This window comes from Bradyrhizobium guangzhouense, from assembly GCF_004114955.1.
Taxonomy (GTDB): Bacteria; Pseudomonadota; Alphaproteobacteria; order Rhizobiales; family Xanthobacteraceae; genus Bradyrhizobium; species Bradyrhizobium guangzhouense.
In genome coordinates this window covers 2,512,831-2,531,055 of record NZ_CP030053.1, presented here as the reverse complement: position 1 = coordinate 2,531,055, position 18,225 = coordinate 2,512,831, and the positions used below count along the sequence as shown (strand labels likewise).

At 65.7% G+C, this 18,225-nt stretch carries 12 protein-coding genes; 5 read left to right on the top strand and 7 right to left on the bottom strand.

The window, feature by feature from the left end; genetic code table 11:
• Positions 1 to 36 precede the first annotated feature (36 nt).
• The 3 genes from XH91_RS12075 (at position 37) to XH91_RS12065 (ending at position 3,696) form a co-directional block, all read left to right on the top strand.
• The gene (locus XH91_RS12075) at positions 37 to 1,485 is read left to right on the top strand and encodes an aldehyde dehydrogenase family protein (RefSeq protein ID WP_128950806.1); all 1,449 of its coding nucleotides are present in this window, start codon (positions 37 to 39) and stop codon (positions 1,483 to 1,485) included.
• Positions 1,486 to 1,638: 153 nt separating this feature from the next.
• The gene (gene garD, locus XH91_RS12070) at positions 1,639 to 3,180 is read left to right on the top strand and encodes a galactarate dehydratase (protein WP_128950805.1); all 1,542 of its coding nucleotides are present in this window, start codon (positions 1,639 to 1,641) and stop codon (positions 3,178 to 3,180) included.
• A gap of 246 nt (positions 3,181 to 3,426) precedes the next feature.
• Positions 3,427 to 3,696: a hypothetical protein gene (locus XH91_RS12065; RefSeq protein ID WP_164933914.1), complete on the top strand. Its 270-nt coding sequence runs from the start codon at positions 3,427 to 3,429 to the stop codon at positions 3,694 to 3,696.
• 52 nt (positions 3,697 to 3,748) lie between these two features.
• Here XH91_RS12065 and XH91_RS12060 read toward each other — a convergent pair whose 3' ends face one another.
• The 3 genes from XH91_RS12060 to XH91_RS12050 all read right to left on the bottom strand — a co-directional run bounded on the left by XH91_RS12060 (position 3,749) and on the right by XH91_RS12050 (position 6,112).
• On the bottom strand, positions 3,749 to 4,111 hold the full coding sequence (locus tag XH91_RS12060; protein ID WP_128950803.1) for a hypothetical protein: 363 nt from the start codon (positions 4,109 to 4,111) through the stop codon (positions 3,749 to 3,751).
• A gap of 248 nt (positions 4,112 to 4,359) precedes the next feature.
• On the bottom strand, positions 4,360 to 4,959 hold the full coding sequence (locus XH91_RS12055) for a DUF2147 domain-containing protein (RefSeq protein ID WP_164933915.1): 600 nt from the start codon (positions 4,957 to 4,959) through the stop codon (positions 4,360 to 4,362).
• A 124-nt stretch (positions 4,960 to 5,083) separates the two neighbouring features.
• Positions 5,084 to 6,112 carry an NAD(P)/FAD-dependent oxidoreductase gene (locus tag XH91_RS12050; RefSeq protein ID WP_128950801.1) on the bottom strand — a complete coding sequence of 343 codons (1,029 nt, stop codon included), beginning with the start codon at positions 6,110 to 6,112 and terminating at the stop codon, positions 5,084 to 5,086.
• Positions 6,113 to 6,293: 181 nt separating this feature from the next.
• Between XH91_RS12050 and XH91_RS12045 the strand changes: the two genes are divergently transcribed.
• Positions 6,294 to 6,761, top strand: coding sequence for an acyl-CoA thioesterase (locus tag XH91_RS12045; protein ID WP_128950800.1), 468 nt, complete (start codon positions 6,294 to 6,296; stop codon positions 6,759 to 6,761).
• 10 nt (positions 6,762 to 6,771) lie between these two features.
• On the opposite strand, the gene XH91_RS12040 is transcribed toward XH91_RS12045, so the two are convergent.
• Positions 6,772 to 7,092, bottom strand: a complete 321-nt coding sequence (locus XH91_RS12040; RefSeq protein WP_128950799.1) for a 2Fe-2S iron-sulfur cluster-binding protein — start codon at positions 7,090 to 7,092, stop codon at positions 6,772 to 6,774.
• A gap of 175 nt (positions 7,093 to 7,267) precedes the next feature.
• Complete coding sequence (locus XH91_RS12035) at positions 7,268 to 7,642, bottom strand: Hpt domain-containing protein (protein ID WP_128950798.1); 375 nt, start codon at positions 7,640 to 7,642, stop codon at positions 7,268 to 7,270.
• 392 nt (positions 7,643 to 8,034) lie between these two features.
• Here XH91_RS12035 and XH91_RS12030 point away from each other — a divergent pair, with 392 nt between their 5' ends.
• Positions 8,035 to 13,881 carry an apolipoprotein A-IV repeat region-like domain-containing protein gene (locus XH91_RS12030; RefSeq protein ID WP_128950797.1) on the top strand — a complete coding sequence of 1,949 codons (5,847 nt, stop codon included), beginning with the start codon at positions 8,035 to 8,037 and terminating at the stop codon, positions 13,879 to 13,881.
• 68 nt (positions 13,882 to 13,949) lie between these two features.
• Here XH91_RS12030 and XH91_RS12025 read toward each other — a convergent pair whose 3' ends face one another.
• Positions 13,950 to 14,603, bottom strand: a complete 654-nt coding sequence (locus XH91_RS12025; RefSeq protein WP_128950796.1) for a response regulator — start codon at positions 14,601 to 14,603, stop codon at positions 13,950 to 13,952.
• On the bottom strand, positions 14,600 to 18,151 hold the full coding sequence (locus XH91_RS12020; RefSeq protein WP_164938272.1) for a hybrid sensor histidine kinase/response regulator: 3,552 nt from the start codon (positions 18,149 to 18,151) through the stop codon (positions 14,600 to 14,602). Before XH91_RS12020 ends, XH91_RS12025 begins: the two co-directional genes overlap by 4 nt.
• Positions 18,152 to 18,225 lie beyond the last annotated feature (74 nt).

The following is an 18,225-nucleotide window of genomic DNA, read 5'->3' as shown; positions in this document are numbered from 1 at the left end:
TGGGATCATGCCCCCTTAAATGACTTGGAGGACTGTATGACTGCGATCCTGAAAAACTTCATCGGCGGCGAGTGGGTCGATGGCTCCGGCATTACCAAGAACATCAACCCCTCCAACACGAACGATGTCGTCGGCGAATACGCCAAGGCCGACAAGGCGCAGACCGAGAAGGCAATCGCCGCCGCGAAGGCCGCCTTCCCGGCCTGGGCGCAGTCGACGCCGCAGGCGCGCTACGACGCGCTGAACAAGATTTCCACCGAGATCCTCGCCCGCAAGGAAGAGCTTGGCCGCCTGCTCGCGCGCGAGGAAGGCAAGACCCTGCCCGAGGGCATCGGCGAGGTCGCCCGCGCCGGCCAGATCTTTGCGTTCTTCGCCGGCGAAGCCCTGCGGCTGATCGGCGAGAAGGGCGCCTCGGTGCGTCCCGGCCTCGATGTCGAGCTGACTCGCGAGCCGGTCGGCGTCGTCGGCATGATCACGCCCTGGAATTTCCCGATCGCGATCCCCGCCTGGAAGATCGCGCCCGCGCTCTGCTACGGCAACACTGTGGTGTTCAAGCCGGCCGAGCTGGTGCCGGGTTCGGGCCACGCGCTCGCCGAAATCATCACCCGCTCCGGCATTCCGGCCGGCGTCTTCAACCTCGTGGTCGGTTCGGGCTCCGTCGTCGGCCAGACCTTGCTGGACCATCCGGACGTCGCTGCGATCTCCTTCACCGGCTCGGTGCAGACAGGCCGCAAGATCGCGCAGGCCTGCGTGCTCTCGAACCCGATGAAGAAATTCCAGCTCGAGATGGGCGGCAAGAACCCGCTGGTCGTGCTCGACGACGCCGACCTGAAGACCGCCGTCGAGGTCGCCGTCAATGGCGCCTATTTCTCGACCGGTCAGCGCTGCACGGCCTCGTCCCGCCTGATCGTGACCGAAGGCATTCACGATCGCTTCGTCGCTGCAGTGGCCGAACGCCTGAACAGCCTGTCGGTCGACGACGCGCTCAAGGCCGGCGTGCACATCGGCCCGGTGGTCGATCAGAGCCAGCTCGACCAGGACCTGCGCTACATCAAGATCGGCCAGGACGAGGGCGCCAAGCTCGCCTTCGGCGGCGAGCTGCTCAAGCGCGAGAATCCCGGCCACTACCTCCAGCCGGCGCTGTTCACCGAGGCCAACAACAACATGCGCATCGCGCGTGAAGAAATCTTCGGCCCCGTCGCCGCCGTGATCCGCGCCAAGAACTACGAGGAAGCGCTCGCGATCTCCAACGACACCGAGTTCGGCCTCGCCTCCGGCATTTGCACCACCAGCCTGAAATACGCCTCGCACTACAAGCGCAACAGCGAGTCCGGCATGGTGATGGTCAATCTGCCGACCGCCGGCGTCGACTATCACGTGCCGTTCGGCGGCCGGAAGGGCTCGAGCTACGGCGCCCGCGAGCAGGGCTCCTATGCGCGCGAGTTCTACACGACGGTGAAGACGGCCTATACCTATCCGGGTTGATAGGGTGATTTCACAATAGACTTCGTAGGGTGGGTTAGCCCAGCGTAACCCACCTCTTCTGCTTCCGCGGTTATAGACAGTGGTGGGTTACGCCGAGCAGATGCGCTCTGCGCATCTGCTGCGCTAACCCACCCTACAAATCCGGAGTCCAAGATGGACCAGGACGTCGCAGCGAAAGAGCAGCCCCGCTACATCAAGCTCAACACGCGCGACAACGTCGCGATCGTGGTCAATGATTTCGGGCTTCCCGCCGGCTCCCGCTTTGCCTGCGGACTGACGCTGCGCGCCTTCGTGCCGCAAGGGCACAAGACCGCCCTGGTGGACATCGCGCAAGATGCGCCGATCATCCGCTATGGCGAGGTGATCGGCTACGCGCTCTCGCCGATCCTGGCCGGCGAATGGGTCGACGAAGCCCGCATCCGCATGCCGGAGGCCCCGGACCTCGACAAGCTGGAAATCTCGACCGCCGTCCCCGCGCCGCTGCCGCCGCTCGAAGGCTTCACCTTCGAAGGCTATCGCAATCCGGACGGATCGGTCGGCACCAAGAACATCCTCGGCATCTCCTCCTCAGTGCAATGCGTCAAGGGCACGATGGAATATGCCGTGAAACGCATCCGCGCCGAATTGCTGCCAAAGTATCCGAACGTCGATGACGTCGTTCCCCTCACGCACGCCTATGGCTGCGGCGTCGCCATCACCGCGCCGGACGCGGTCGTGCCGATCCGCACGCTGCAAAACCTCGCGCTCAATCCCAATTTCGGCGGCGAGATCCTCGTCGTCGGCCTCGGCTGCGAAAAGCTCGCGCCCGAGCGGCTGGTCCCGGAGGGCGTGAATCATGCCATCGTCCGCATGCAGGACGAAGCCTTCGACGGCTTTGGCGCGATCGTCGATGCGATCATGACCCAGGCCGAAGCCCGGCTGAAAATCCTCAACACCCGCACCCGCGAGACCTGCCCGGCCTCCGATCTCGTCATCGGGCTGCAATGCGGCGGCAGCGACGCCTTCTCCGGCGTGACCGCAAACCCCGCCGTCGGCTTCGCAGCCGACCTGCTGGTGCGCGCCGGCGCCACGGTGATGTTCTCCGAAGTCACCGAAGTGCGCGATGCGATCCAACTGCTCACCCGCCGCGCCATCAACGAGGATGTCGGCCGCGCGCTGGTGCGCGAGATGGCTTGGTACGATTCCTATCTCGCCCGTGGCGGCGCCGATCGCAGCGCCAACACCACGCCCGGCAACAAGAAGGGCGGCCTCGCCAACATCGTCGAAAAATCATTGGGCTCGATCGTCAAGTCCGGCTCCTCGGCGATCACCGGCGTGCTGTCGCCCGGCCAGAAGGCGACGCAGAAGGGCATGCTGTTCGCGGCGACGCCGGCAAGCGACTTCATCTGCGGCACGCTCCAGCTCGCCTCCGGCATGACGCTGCAGGTGTTCACCACCGGCCGCGGCACGCCTTACGGCCTCGCGGCTGCGCCCGTGATCAAGGTCGCGACCCGCACCGAGCTCGCCCGCCGCTGGAAAGATCTGATCGATTTCGACGCGGGCGGTATCGCCACCGGCGCAAAGACCATCGAGGAGACCGGCTGGGACCTGTTCCGCCTGATCCTCGATGTCGCCTCCGGCCGCACCAAGCCGTGGTCGGATCGCTGGGGCATCCACAACGATCTGACGCTGTTCAATCCGGCGCCGGTGACCTGACGCCCGCGAGCGGTCGAGGCCTGCACCGGTGCGAGAATCCAGGTTCGACGCGCAAAGCAGGATCATCAGTCTTTCGCGAAACCGTCCGGAAACCTTGGCGCGGGAAACTTCCTCCCCGTTTCGTCCCGTCGCGTCACGCAACCAAATTCATTCACCGACAGTGATCGAATGTTCGCACACAGGCGAACCTGTCGTAGTCGTGCCGCGACCAAACCTCCGATTGATATCTTCAACGGAGATTTTGAAATGCGCATTCTCTCGATGATTGCAGTTGCCGGTGCAATGATTGCAAGCACAGCCGGCGCATTTGCCGGCGAGCTTCCCTCTTACGAAGTGAAGTCGTTTCCGATCTCGGCGACGCAAGTGCAGGTGCTCGGCGGCGCCGGTGTCGAGGAGCAATCGACCGCGCCCACGATGATCGTCGCCGGAATGCCGGCTTCGCCCGCACAAATGTCGGTGCTGTCGCCACGCGTGAAACGGCTCGCCAGCGCGAGTTCGGACAGCGAAGCGCGCTGAGCCCTCGCATGCATCACGGCGCCCGCACCCATTGCGGTCGCCGTGAGCATTTTTACGTCATGCTGCCCGGCATGAAACATCGCACGCGCGGATGGCCGTCGATATAGTGCTTCCACACCATGGCGCGCCCGATCTTGTTCGGCTCGGTGATGACGGCGCCGTCGGGGACGACGACCCACTCCTCGTCGAGATGCACGCGGTAATGGCCCTTGTCGGACTCCCAATCGACGTCGGCGACGACATAGCCGTCGGCGTCCGAGCAGCACTGCCCGTATTCGCTGCGCAGGCTCTCGAACCAGGGCTTGAGCGGCGAGTTGGCATAGCGCCCGTCATCCCGCGCGAGCGCCGATGTCGCCAACGGCAGCGGCAGCGTCAGCCCCAGCAATATTGCGGCACATGCTCCTGCAAGTCTCATCGTGTCTTCTCGCGCAATCGAATCGTGCCGCGAGGAGCGAGCAGGGTCGCTCACGCCCTGAAAGGGCGCTGAAGCAACGACTCGTTCCTCCAGCAGCTTTGTCGAAAGCTATGCAAATCCGGCGCCAACGCGCATTCCGGGGAACTACTGGCGCAGGCGTTGCCGGCATTCGCCTTTCGACGAATGCGCTCGCCTGCAGAAACGGCAGTGCTGTGTGAGGCAGCGGCCGCAACAGCCGCCCGGCCAGCCTATTTCTTCGCCGCCGGCGCCATCATCATCGCGCCGCCCTTCTTTGTCGCGGGCGCCGGTGTCTTTGCCGCGGCGGCCTGCGCGGGGAGATATTTGGCGATGATCGCGGGATCGACCTCGGCCATGTTGGCGTCAGGCAGACGCTGCCAGGTCTCGTCCTTGCCAAACAACGAAATGCCGAGGAAGCCGCGCATGGTCAGCGTTTGTCCGTCCGGGCTGACCGTCATCTTGGCTTTCCAGATGTTGCCGTCACGCGGGTTGACGACATTGCCGCCCTCATACTTCAGCCCGTCGCGCTTCATGTCGCGGATGAAGGAGAGCCCGAGCACCGGCTGATTCTTGCGATCGTCAGTGCATTTCGCGCAGACCTCGTTCGGATTGTCGCCAGGACGGGGGAAGGTCTTGGCGATGACGCCTTCGAAGATGCCGTTGTGATCGATGAAGAGAAACCAGCCCACCGGCCTGCCGTCTTCGACCTTCTGCCAGAGACCCGCTGCAGTTGGCTGTTGAGCGGCAGCCGGCTTCGCCGCGCCAACCGACAGGGCGACAGCGAGCGTCAGCAGCGAGAGCAGCCGAAAGCTCGAAAAAGGATTCCGCATCATCATCACCTTGCTAGGCCAAACACCTTGCTTGCCAAGACCGGATTGGCCGCAGACTACGGCGATTTCGCGAACGATTCCAGCACCAGAAACATGGGGCATCACGCGCCCGTCCCGATGCCCGTCAGTTGACACCGAGCTTTTTCTGCAGGCTGGAGGACGAGGTCGTATACTGGAACACCAGCCGCTTCTCCGGATACACGTAGCGGTGGGCTTTTTGCGACATCAGCGCGCCCTCATGGAAGCCGCACAGGATCAGCTTGATCTTGCCGGGATAGGTATTGATGTCGCCGATCGCGAAGATGCCGGATACGTTGGTCTCGAATGCGCTCGTCTCGACCGGCACCAGATTGTTCTCCAATGCGATGCCCCAGTTCGCGACCGGACCAAGCTTCATGGTCAGTCCGAAGAATGGCAGCATGGTGTCGCAGGCGATCTCGCTGACATTGTTGTCGTTGCCCTTGACCGTGGCGCCGGTCAGCTGGCCGTCGGCCCCTGACAGCGCCGTGACCTGGCCGAGCCGCAGATCCATCTTGCCGCCGGCAACCAGCGCGCGCATCTGCTCGACGCTGTGGGGCGCGGCGCGAAAATCGTCGCGACGATGCAGCAGCGTGATGCGCCTCGCGAGCGGATGCAGGTTGAGCGTCCAGTCGAGCGCGGAATCGCCGCCGCCGACGATCAGCACGTTCTTGTCGCGGAAATTTTCCATCTTGCGCACGGCGTAGTGCACCGAGGTACCTTCATAGGCTTCGATCCCCGGCACCGGCGGACGCTTGGGCTGGAACGAGCCGCCGCCGGCCGCGATCACGACCACCTTGCATTCGAACACCTTGCCGGTGTCGGTGGTGCAGCGGAACGCGGGATCGCCGATCTTCTCCACGGTCTCGACCATCTCGCCGAGGTGGAAGGTCGGGTGGAACGGCTTGATCTGCTCCATCAGCGCATCGGTGAGACCCTGCCCCGACACCTGCGGAATGCCTGGGATGTCGTAGATCGGTTTTTCCGGATAGAGCTCGGCGCACTGGCCGCCGACCTTGTCGAGGATGTCGACGAAATGCGCCTTCATGTCGAGAAGGCCAAGCTCGAAGGCGGCGAACAGACCGCAGGGGCCAGCGCCAATAATCAGCACATCGGTTTTGATCACGTCGCTCATGTCGTCTCTTTGTCAGTCGTTATCGGTTGGACGGCGCCCTTCGGGCAGAGGTGACCCTGCCTGTCTAGCCAACGGGGATGGATCAGGGAAGGCATAAAAGCGGGAGCGCCCCGCAGGCACACCACTTGCCGGGGCAAAATAACTGGGCTGTAACGAGATTGGATTTGACGGAGATCATCAGGTGAACGCACCAAGCCGCCTCGACATGACGCCGCGCCTGGAGGACTTCCCCTACCGCCTCAGCGACAACGTCCGCTTCGGCGATCTCGACCCCAACCAGCACGTCAACAACGCGGTCTATGCCACCTATTTCGAGACCGGCCGCGTCACGCTGATGAAGAGCCCGCAATACGGGCTGACGCCGCCGGGCCTCGCCTGGATCATGGTGCGGCTCGACATCCATTTCCGCGCCGAGTTGCACTGGCCGGGCACAATCGAGCTCGGCCTCGGCGTGGTGAAGCTCGGGCGCACGTCAGTGACCTTCGAGCAGGTCGTGTTCTCGCATGGGACGTGCATCGCGTCGGCGACGTCAGTCGGCGTTCTGCTCGACGAGGCGACGCGGCGGCCGGCGCCGCTGACCCCAGAGGTGGTCGCCAAATTCAAGCCCTGGCACAAGCGCGGCATCGAGGTCGCGCCGCCGAGCACTTAAATCAGAAAGCTCAGGCCTGACGTTCCGGCGTCGCCACCACAAGCCCGTCGAGATCGTCGCTCACCTTGATCTGGCACGACAGGCGCGAGTTCGGGCGCACGTCGAAGCCGAAGTCGAGCATGTCTTCTTCCATCGGCGTCGGGCTACCGACCTTCTCGCGCCAGGCTTCGTCGACATAGACGTGGCAGGTCGCGCAGGCGCAGGCGCCGCCGCACTCGGCCTCGATGCCGGGAATGCTGTTGCGGATGGCGGCTTCCATCACGGTCGCGCCGTTCTCGACTTCCACCGTGCGGGTTTCGCCCTTGTGGTCGACAAAGTGAATTTTGGCCATGTGTTCTCGTGCTGCCGCGATCTGGGGAAAAAGGAGGGTCCGGGTTGTCCTATAACGGGTCGCTCCGGGCCGCGCCATAGCGTTTTAAAGCGAAGTGGCGACCGGTTCGCAGGAGAGAAAACGCGTCAAAACAAAAGACTAGTGCGCAGACCACGGTCCTTTGGAGACCCCGGCTTTAGTGCTTCAGGATCGCCGCGATGGCCGCGCGAGCCTCGGCAACCGCCTCTTTCAGCGCGGCAAGGGCGTGCGGCTGGTTGTGGCCGATCCGGGCTGCCGTCTCGAGGCTGGCGGCAGCATCCGCGACGGCAAATGCGCCGATCCCACGTGCCGAGCCTTTCAGCTTGTGCGCAAGCGTGCCGGTCTCGGCCGGCAGTGCGGTCATTGCGGCGATCAGGCGGACCGCCTGTTCGGCGAACATCGCCAGCACTTCCTGCTCGAGCTCGGTATCACCGAGCGTCATCCGGGAGAGGTGGTCGAGGTCGAGCGGGCTGTCGATGGGCGCAAGCGGGGGCGAGGGCATCCAGTCCATCCGTTGCAATTCAGGCATCATGGCGCAGGCCCCGGCATCGCGCGACGGTCCGCCGGTCCGGCGGTTCCCCTCAACCGAAGCACGGAAATGGTTAACGAAGTGTTTGGGCCGTTTTACGCAAATCCGCCCGTTTCTTGACGAAAAGTTGCCGCAATCTCGCGAGTCCGGTGGAGAATTTCATTTAGGCCTAAGGTGTTACGGCCCATTCCTGTTAACGATGATTAAGAATGTCTTAATCGCGGGCATTTCATTCGCGACGCTCTGCCAATAGGATGTTGCGGAAATTGGCGGACAAGCCGTCCGGGTGGGGATGGCTCGGAGATCCGCGCAAGCGGCATGATCCGGTCTGTGGGCTTGCGCAGCGCGCAGGGCTCGCGGGGGACGCGTAAAAGTAACGAGGGCTCGGACTGAACATGGCCAATACTCCCAAAAAGGTCAAAGACCCCACAGAAGTTGCGCTTTCTGCGATCCAGGAAGCCCTCAACATCAGCGATACGGCTGCCGATACCAGCCGCAACGCATCGATGCGCAACGAAACGGCGCCCCCGGTGGCACCGCCCGCGCCGCCCATGTTCGACGAGCCGGCCTTCGAGCCGCGGCCTGCCGCCAACGAGCGCGCGGTGTTCGATTCCATCGAGGAGCCGCGCACCTCGCGCCGTGCTGCCAATGACGACCGCGAGACCATCGGCCAGCTGCTCCAATCGCTGCAGACGGGCCGCCCTGCCCGCAACATCTACACCGGCGCGACCATCTTCACCGTCGTCTGGCTTGCGGCCTGCGCCGCGCTGACGGTCGGCTTCCTGCCCTCGATCCGGGCTGCCATGGGCGAGAGCGGCGGCGTGCTGGCGATCGCCGGCCTCGTCACGATGTTCTTCGCGCCGATCATGCTGTTCTACTTCCTCGCCAGCCTCGTCTGGCGCGGCCAGCAGATGAGCCAGGTCGCGCAGGCGATGGCGCAGGTCGCGATCCGCTTCTCCGAGCCGGAAGGCTCGGCATCCGATTCCATGGTCACCGTCGGCCAGGCCATCCGCCGCGAAGTCGCGGCGATGGGCGACGGCATCGAGCGCGCGATCGCGCGTGCCGGCGAGCTCGAGACGCTGGTCGCCAACGAGGTCGCCGCGCTGGAGCGCGCCTATTCGGACAACGAGGTGCGCATCCGCGCCCTGCTGCAGGACATCGCGCACCAGCGTGACAATCTGGTCGGCCAGGCCGAGCAGGTCCGCAGCGCCATTTCCGGCGTGCAGATCGACCTCCGCCACGACATCGCGCTGATCTCGGACGCGATCGCCTCGCGCGTCGACGAGGTGGCCAAATCCATCACCGGCGCACTGGAAGAGCGCGGCGCCCACATCACGGGTGCGCTGAGCCACGCCGGCGACAACATGATCCTGGCGCTCGGCGAGCGCGGCGGCGACCTGCTCGACCGCCTCGAGGAAGCCAGCGCGGAGACCACCCGCGCGGTGCTCGACGCCAGCGAGCGGCTGACCACCAGCCTCAATTTCAAGACCGGCCACGTCCACGACGAGTTCGTCGATCTCGCCGACCGCGTCCACGAGATGCTGAACGAGCGCATCGACCGCATCACCGGCGAGTTCGAGCAGCGTTCCGCCGCCATCGTCGACGGCATCTCCGAGCGCACCGAGCAGGTGCACGACAGTCTCAAGAACTCGTCGGACTCGCTGCTGCTCGAACTCGAGCTGCGCTCCAACGATCTCTCCGCCAAGATCGACGACGCGGGCAACCGCCTCGCCGGCCAGATCATGACCTCCGGCGACAAGGCCAGCGAAGCGCTCGACGCCACCGTCAACACCCTCGTCGCCAAGGTCGTCAGCCAGACCGAAACCGCGCACGACTCACTGTCGCTGCAGATGAGCGCGTTCGACGAGCTGGTGAAGAACCAGGGCACCGAGCTGGTCGAGAAGTTCGCCCGCGATTCCGGCACGCTCGGCGCGCTGATCACGCGCCACATCTCCGAGTTCGACCGCACCGTGAAGACCTTCGGCGGCGAGATCGTCGAGCGCATGGGCCAGCGCACGCAGGACATCCATGAATCGCTGAAGACCTATGTCGAGAATTTCGACACCCGCTTCACCGCCAACGGCGGCGAGATCACGGCCATTCTCGACCAGCGCCTGGTGCAGTTCGAGACCACGATCGGCGACCGCGTCTCCAATCTCGACGCCTCGCTCAACGGCAAGATCGCCAGCCTCGACGGCACGATCGAAGGCCACATCAAGACCTTCGACGAGCAGCTCGGCGGCCGCGTCGGCGCGCTCGAGCAGTCGTTCGATGCCCGCGCGAAGTCCGTCACCGAGACCATCGACGGACGTCTCAACACGCTGTCCACGACGCTGACCGACGGCGCGGCGCAGGCGATCCAGTCGATCGACTCGCGCCTCACGCACCTCACGACGACGCTCACCGGCGGCGCGGCGCAGGCGCTCGAATCCATCGACTCGCGCCTGACCAACCTCTCGACGACGCTGACCGACGGCGCTTCGCAGACGATCCAGGCGATCGATACGCGCCTGACGCACCTGACGACGACGTTCAACAGCGGCGCATCGCAGGCGCTGGAGTCCGTCGACAGCCGCCTCACGTACCTGACTTCAGCCCTGACCAACGGCGCCTCGCAGGCGGTGCAGTCGATCGACACCCGCCTCAGCCTGCTGACCTCGACGCTGACGGACGGCACCGCGCAGGCGATCGATGCGGTTGATCGCCGCATCACCAGCGTTGCCGAACTCATCGACGGCCGCAGCATGCACCTAACCGATACGGTCACGGCGCGGTTCCAGGACATCCAGCAGGCGATCGAGACCAAGGTCGGTTCGGTCGCGAGCGACATCGACGTCCGCGTCGCGCAGTTCGAGGACCTGCTCGGCTCGCGTGTCGAGGCCGTCGCCGGCCGCATCGAGAGCAGCGGCCGCCAGGCCAGCGAGGACATGATGTCCCGCGCCGAGATGATCTCGACCGCGATCCGCTCGCATGTCGAGGACGCCGAGCGCTCCCTCACCAACCTCGTGGTCAACACCAGCGAGACGATCCAGACCGGTGCGCGCACCGCGCAGCAGTCGCTGATGACGGTCTCCTCCGACGTCAACGCCCAGCTCAAGATGACCTCTGCCGAGGTCGAGCGCGCGCTGACGGCGGTCGGCACCGGTGCTGCGAACTCGATCCTGACCAGCGCCCGCGAAGCGCAGTCGTCGCTGGTCGCAGCCTCGGGCGATGCCTCCAACCAGATCAAGGGCCTTGCAGCCGACGTTGAACGCACGCTGTCCGCAGCAGGCTCCGCCACCGCGGCCTCGATCCTGGCCGGCGCCCGCGAGGTGCAGACCACGCTCGTCACCGCGTCTTCGGATGCGGCCAACCACGTCAAGACGCTCACCGCCGACGTGCAGCGCTCGCTGTCGCTGGCAGGCACCACCACGGCGGAATCGATCACCGCCGGCGCCCGCGACGCGCAGGGCACGCTGATTGCGGCCTCGACCGAGACCGCCAACCAGATCAAGGCGCTGTCCTCCGACGTGCAGCGCTCGCTCTCGATGGCGGGCACCGCGACGGCCGAGACCATCATGACAGGCGCGCGCGAGGCCCAGAGCACACTCGTTGCCGGATCTGCGGATGCGGCAAACCAGGTCAAGGCTCTGACAGCCGACGTGCAGCGTTCGCTCTCCATGGCCGGCACTTCGACGGCGGAGAGCATTCTGGCCGGCGCCCGCGAAGCGCAGAGCACGCTCGTGAATGCGTCCTCGGAGGCGGCGAGCCAGGTCAAGTCGCTCGCGGCCGAAGTGCATCGTTCGCTGTCGCAGGTCGGCCAGAGCACCGCCGAAACGATCACGGCCAGCGCCCGCGACGCCCAGAGCACCCTGCTCTCTGTCTCGGCCGAACAGACCGGCCAGGTCCGCTCGCTCGCGGCCGAGATGCAGCGCGCGCTGGCGACCGCCGGCGGCGCCACCATCGAGGCGCTCACCAGCGGCGTGCGCGAAGCCCAGGGCACGTTGATCTCCGCCTCGACCGACGCGGCGAGCCAGATCAAGTCGCTGACGACGGATATCGAGCGCACGCTGACTGCGGTCGGCGCCGACACCGCCTCGACCATCCTCAACAGCGCCCGCGAGGCCCAGACCTCGCTGACCTCGACCTCGGCGGATGCCGCCAGCCAGATCCGCACGATCTCGACCGAGATCGAGCGTGCGCTGAGCACGGCGACCTCGAACGCGACCAACGACATCCAGACCAGCGCGCTCAACGCCCAGAACGCGCTGATCTCCGCCTCCAACGAGGCGAGCTCGCGGGTCAAGTCGAGCTCGGCCGACGTCGAACGTTCGGTGCTCGCGGCGAGCTCGAGCTTCGGCCAGGCCATGACCGGCAAGACCGACGAGATCGTCACCTATGTGCAGCAGCAGGCCGACCGCCTCTCCAACCTGATCGACGCCAAGCGCGGCTCGCTCGTGGACGCGATCGGCTCGAAGACCAGCCAGCTCACGCTCGACATCGACCGCGTCACCTCCGACGCGCTGAAGTCGATCGAGACGCGCGGCCAGGCCTTCTCGCAGACCATGATGGGCAACGGCAACGAAGTCGCCCGCACCATCAACGCGGCGAGCGAGATCGCCACCAGCGCGGTCGGCAAGTCGCTCAAGGACCTCGAATCGGCCTCTCGCGCGGCGATCGACCAGTCGCGCCAGGTCTCGATCGCGGCCGTCACCGAGATGCAGGAGACCAGCAAGATCCTGCGCACCGACACGGTCGCCCTGTTCGAGCGTCTGCGCGAAGGCAACATCCTCCTCCAGGAGGTGCTGACCGGTGCGCACGACAACCTCAACTCGCTGGAGCGGGCGCTGGTGACGCGCGTCGCCGACTTCGTCTCGGCGATGAACGACGTCACCTCGCGCAACGGCGCGGCGACCCAGAACCTGGAAGACCAGCTCAACGTCTTCAACACCAAGACCACGCGGGCGCTCCAGGACCTCGGCGAGTTGTCGACCCAGTTCGACGCCCACGGCAAGGCGCTGGTCGATGCCGCGCAGGTCGTCGAGCAGAGCAACAAGAACACCACCGCCTCGCTTGCCGAACGCAAGGCGGCGCTGGAATCGCTCGTCACCACCATCGACCTGCGCACCGCCGATCTCGACCAGCGCCTGTCGCGCTTCACCGGGCTGCTCGATGAGTCGCTCGCTGCGGCCGAAGAGCGTGCCCGCGACATCGCCCGCGTGGTCGCCGAGACCGCCGGCGCAGGCTCGGCCGCGATCACCCGCCAGTTCGAGGCGGTGCGGTCGGCGTCCGAAGAGGAGCACCGCCAGACCATCGAGGCCATGCACGACATCTACCGCCAGACCACCGACGAGGCGGATGCGATGTTCAAGCAGTCGACCGAGAAGTTCGGCAACCTCGTCGCCAGCATGAAGCAGATGGCGTTCGAGATGCACAACGAGCTCGAAGCCACCCGCAACGAGCTGCGCCGCGGCGTGCTCGAGATGCCGCAGGAGGCCGCCGAGAGCACCGCGCAGATGCGCAAGGTGATCGTTGACCAGATCGAGGCGCTCGCCGAGCTCAACCGCATCGTGGCCCAGCATGGCCGCGGCCTCGATGTCACCACCGCGGGCCGCGCCTCCGTCGCCGTCCAGCGCCAGGAAGAGCCGGTGATGGCGTCCGTGGGCGGTCGCGGCACCGAGACCCGCATGCGCGACACCGGCAGCGCCTCGACGCTGCCGCCGCCGGACCTCGGCATGCCCGCCTCCTCGCGTCGCACCGAGGCCCCGCCGGTCGCGCCCGGCGGCAACGACCAGGGCCGCGACGGCTGGCTGTCGGACCTCTTGAACCGCACGGACGCCAACCAGGCGGCCCCGACCGGTCGTGAGCCTCCGCGTCCCCGCCAGGCTGCCCCCGCTCCGCAGCCGCAGGCCCCGCAGGCGAGCAGCAATCCGCTTGAATCGCTGTCGCTCGACATCGGCCGGCTGATGGACCGCAATCTCGCGGCCGAGATGTGGGACCGCTACCAGCGCGGCGAGAACAAGGCCTTCACCAAGCGCCTGTACACGCCGGCCGGCCAGAAAGCCTTCGACGAGGTCGCCCGCAAATATCGCGCCGACCGCAACTTCAAGGGCACGGTCGACCGCTACATCAGCGAGTTCGAACGCCTGCTCGACGAAGTCGCCCGCGACGGCCGCGGCCCGCAGGAACTGCGCAGCCACCTGACCTCGGAGACGGGCCTGGTCTACACGCTGCTGGCACATGCGGCGGGCCGGCTTGGATAAGCGGCAAGGCTAGCGACGAATACGAACGGAGGCCTGACGGCCTCCGTTTTGCTTTTGACGTCGCGAAATCAGGCCCCGCCGGGCTGACCGAACGACAGCCGCTCCGCGAGGACAGCGGCCTGGGTCCGCGAGCCGACACCGAGCTTGCGCAGGATCGTCGAGACGTGGCCCTTCACGGTCTGCTCGGCGATGTCGAGCTCGCCGGCGATCTGCTTGTTGAGCTTGCCCTCGACGATCATCGCGAGAATGCGCAGTTGCTGTGCCGACAGAGAGGCCATGCGGGCGGCAAGCTCGATATCGGCGGTCTGGATCGAACCGCGGCCGCCGACATTGGGCGGCATCCAGATTTCGCCGACCAGGATCTTCGTGATCGCATCCGCCATCTCGGGCAGGCCAAGCGATTTCGGGATGTAGCCGGATGCGCCATAGGCGATGGCGCGGCGGATCGTGGCCGCGTCCTGCCGCGCCGAAATGATCGCAACCGGCACCGTCGGGAATTGCGCCGACAGGATGAACAGCGCGGCAAATCCCTGGATACCCGGCATCGTCAGGTCCCACAGGATGAGGTCGATCTCGTCCGATTGCGCGGAGAGCACGCTGACGGCTTCGTCGAGGGACTGGCAGGCGATGATGTCGAGGTCGGGCAGCACGGTCGACAGCGCGCTGCGGAGCGCAGCCTGCACCAGCGGATGATCATCGCCGATAAGGATGCGCATGGTCACACTGATGAGGCTCCCTGTTTTGTCCCGAACTGCCGGCTCAAGGCTTCGCCACTCAGGAAGCGACGCAGCGCCGCCGGCTTGACCGGCTTGGACAGCACCTCGCAGCCACGAGCCTTTGCCGCCGTGCGGACGGCCTCGCTGCGATCTCCCGTGACGACCAGCGCGCAGATGCCGCGGCCCGATCTCTGCCTGAGATCGTCGAGAAAGTCCAAGCCGGTGCGCTCCCCATCGAGGTGATAATCGACCAGCACGACGTCCGGTGGCTTTGCCGCGGCCGCCGCCATCGCGCCGGCGGCATCGGTTGCGACCAGGACGCGATGACCCCAGCCGCCGAGCAGCGCGGAAAGGCCCTCAAGGATCGTCACATCATTGTCCAGGCACAGGATCGTCAGCGCGCGCTCCGTCCCATCAGGCGCAGCAACCGTCGTCTTGCGCCGGAGCGGCGTTCCCGACCCGCGCGCGAGCGGCACCGTGACGGCAAAGCAGGAGCCGTGACCGGGGCGCGATCGGAGGTCGACGGGATGACCTAGCAGCCGCGAGACGCGATCGACGATCGCGAGACCCAGGCCCAGCCCTTTCTCCGATCCCGGCGCCAGGCGCTGGAACTCCTCGAAAATCCGCTTCTGATCCGCCGCGGCGATGCCGATGCCGGTGTCCCAGACCTCGATGCGCAGGTCGCCCCCGCGTCGCCGGCAGCCGAGCAGGATGCGTCCTCTGGGCGTGTAGCGCAGCGCATTCGAGAGCAGGTTCTGCAAGATCCGCCGCAGTAAATGCGGATCGCTGCGCACGGCGAGCCGACAATCGACGACGCGGAAGACGAGCCCACGCTCGCGCGCCATTGCGGAGAATTCCACGTTCAGCTGCACGAGCAGATCGGCAATCGGAAAGTCTGATGGCTCGGCACTGACAGCACCGGCATCATAGGAGGAGATGTCGAGCAGCCTGTCGAGGACATGTTCGGTCGAGCGTAGCGCCGTGATGGCGCTGCCGGCGAGAGTTCGTTCCTTCTCGGCGGCGCCCGGGTGCGAAGAGACATGCAAGCTTTCGTCGAGCGCCGAAAGGAACAGACGCGCCGCGTTCAGCGGTTGCAGCAGATCGTGGCTGGCCGCCGCCAGAAAGCGGGTCTTGCCAAGATTGGCTTGCTCGGCCTCCGCCTTGGCCTGCTCGAGCGCCTCAGTCCGCTCGCGGACACGCAGCTCCAAATCCTCATTGGCGCGCCGCAACGCCTCCGCGGCCCGGTGACGCTCGGTCACGTCGGTGTAGGTCGAGACATAGCCGCCCTCGGCAGCGCGATCGTAGACGATCTCGAGCACCGTGCCGTCCGGCCGCTTGCGCTCGTAGAGATAAGGCCAGCTTTGGGTCGCGACAACGCGATTGACCAGGAGCGCTGCGAATTCGGACGCGGCGTATTCGCCGCGCTCGACATTGAAGGCAATGAGATCGGCAAGCGGAAGGCCGACGCGCACGAAATCCGGCGGCAGGTCGAGCAGCGCGATGAACCGCCCATTCCAGGCCGTGATGTTGAAATCGGCATCGAAGGCGCAGATGCCCTGCGGCACGCTCTCCAGCGTGCTTTGCAACAGATTGCGATTGAAGCGCAGCGCCTCCGAAGCCTCGTCCAGCATCGCCATCGCCGCGCGCCGCGACAGCGAGTGCCCTTCCAGCGAGGCCGCAATCACCACGCGCGCCGACGCAGCGCCGATCGCACCGGCGAGAAGGTTTTCGGTGAAGCGGATCGAGTCGAGATCGACGAGGCCGGACGGATCGAGGCGTGGCCCGTTGCCCGACATGCGCGCAGCGAGATAACCATCAAAGGCCGCCGCGCCGCGCTCGGCACCGACAAAACGCCGGGCCAGCGCGCGGAGATCGTCGAGCCGGACCACCACGCGCGAGGACAGTTTTGGCACCGTGTCGCGGACGACACCGTCGGCAAATGCCGCAGCCTGGTTGCGCTCGACGGTGGTTTGCCGCCCCAGCAACGAAAACGCGACGAAGCAGATGAGGTTGGCGGCAAGGCTCCACAGCGTCGCATGCGAGATCGGATCGAGCCCGTCAAGGCCGAACAGCGCGTTCGGCTTGAGGAAACCGAGCTGCCACGGGCCTTGGCGAACGATCTCCGCGAAGGCGGGCCACAGCGGAGCGGCCGAGGGAAGCAGCAGCGTATACGCCCAGATCAGGAATCCGACGGCGATTCCGATCGAGGCGCCGATCTTGTTGGCGCGCGGCCAGAACAGGCCACCGACGAAGGCTGGACCGAATTGCGCGACCGCAACGAACGACAACAGGCCGATCACGGTGAGTGGATAGGCCTGGTTGACCAGGCGGTGCATCAGGTAGGCCAGCAGCAGGATGCCGAGGATCGAGAGCCTGCGCACAATCATGAGCACCGAAGCCACCGGCCGGCTTTGCGCGCGCAGTCCAAAGAAGCGCGAGCGCAGCAACAGCGGCATGATGACGTCGTTGCAGAGCATGGTGCTCAGCGCGACGGAGGTCATGATCACCATGCCGGTGGCCGCCGACAACCCGCCCAGGAAGGCGATCAGGCTGATGGTGCCGGCATCCGCCGCGATCGGCAGCGAGATGACGTAGGTGTCGGGGTCCATCATCGCACCGAACCTTGCAAGGCCGGCGGCTGCGATCGGCAGGATCAGCAGGCTAAACAGCGCAAGATAGGCAGGATAAAGCCAAGCCGCCGTACGCGTATGCTCAGGGCTCTCGTTCTCGACGACGGCGACATGGAACGCCTGCGGCAAGCAGAGGAAGGCGATCGCCGAGATGATGATCGTCGAGGGCCAGACCGGCTGGGCGGGATCGAAGGCGAGGATCCCGGCCAGTTGCGGATCCGAAGAGAATTGCGACAGCAGCGCGGCAGGTCCGCCCGAGAGCCCAAACAGCACGAACAGCGCGACGACGAGGAATGCGACCAGCTTGACCACGCTCTCGAACGCAATCGCCAGCATCAAGCCGCGATGATGCTCGCTGGCGTGGACATGCCTAACGCCGAACACGATCGCAAACAGCGCCATCGACGCGGCGACGCCGAAGGCCGAGTCCTGCCAGAACCGCAACGCCTCGCCGCCGGCGCGTTCAGGCTGCAGGATCAGATAGTCAAAGCTCTTGCCAACGGCCTTGAGCTGAAGCGCGATATAGGGAAGCACGCCAAGCAGGGAAGCGAGCGTGACAAAGGCGGCGAGCGCCTGGCTCTTGCCGTAGCGCGCGGCGATGAAGTCCGCGATCGAGGTGACGTTCTGGGCTTTCGCGATCGCGATCACCTTGGACAGCAGCTTCTGGCCGAACAGCAGCACCAGCGTCGGACCGATATAGATCGTGGCGAAGTCCAGTCCGCTGGTGGCGGCGCGGCCGACCGATCCGTAGAAGCTCCACGAGGTGTTGTAGACCGCGAGTGTCAGGCAATAGCTGACCGCGGCCGCCCAGGATTTTGGCGAGACCAGCGGTCCGTCCACGCTCCGCCGATCGCCCCACCAGGCAACCAGGAACAGCGTGGTCACATAACCGGCTGCGACCGCGAGAACGAACCACGCCTGCAAGATATCCTCACTCGAGATCGATCCGCCTTCTCATCGAGGGGTCGGAGCGCGGGCGGATACTAAAGCGTTTTCAA

Bases quoted from the DNA above. Each gene is read 5' to 3' on its own strand.
- XH91_RS12060 (WP_128950803.1), bottom strand. From the start codon at position 4,111: ATGAGACTTGCAGGAGCATGTGCCGCAATATTGCTGGGGCTGACGCTG.
- XH91_RS12055 (WP_164933915.1), bottom strand. From the start codon at position 4,959: ATGCGGAATCCTTTTTCGAGCTTTCGGCTGCTCTCGCTGCTGACGCTC.
- XH91_RS12035 (WP_128950798.1), bottom strand. From the start codon at position 7,642: ATGATGCCTGAATTGCAACGGATGGACTGGATGCCCTCGCCCCCGCTT.
- garD (WP_128950805.1), top strand. From the start codon at position 1,639: ATGGACCAGGACGTCGCAGCGAAAGAGCAGCCCCGCTACATCAAGCTC.
- XH91_RS12065 (WP_164933914.1), top strand. From the start codon at position 3,427: ATGCGCATTCTCTCGATGATTGCAGTTGCCGGTGCAATGATTGCAAGC.
- XH91_RS12075 (WP_128950806.1), top strand. From the start codon at position 37: ATGACTGCGATCCTGAAAAACTTCATCGGCGGCGAGTGGGTCGATGGC.
- XH91_RS12030 (WP_128950797.1), top strand. From the start codon at position 8,035: ATGGCCAATACTCCCAAAAAGGTCAAAGACCCCACAGAAGTTGCGCTT.
- XH91_RS12050 (WP_128950801.1), bottom strand. From the start codon at position 6,112: ATGAGCGACGTGATCAAAACCGATGTGCTGATTATTGGCGCTGGCCCC.
- XH91_RS12040 (WP_128950799.1), bottom strand. From the start codon at position 7,092: ATGGCCAAAATTCACTTTGTCGACCACAAGGGCGAAACCCGCACGGTG.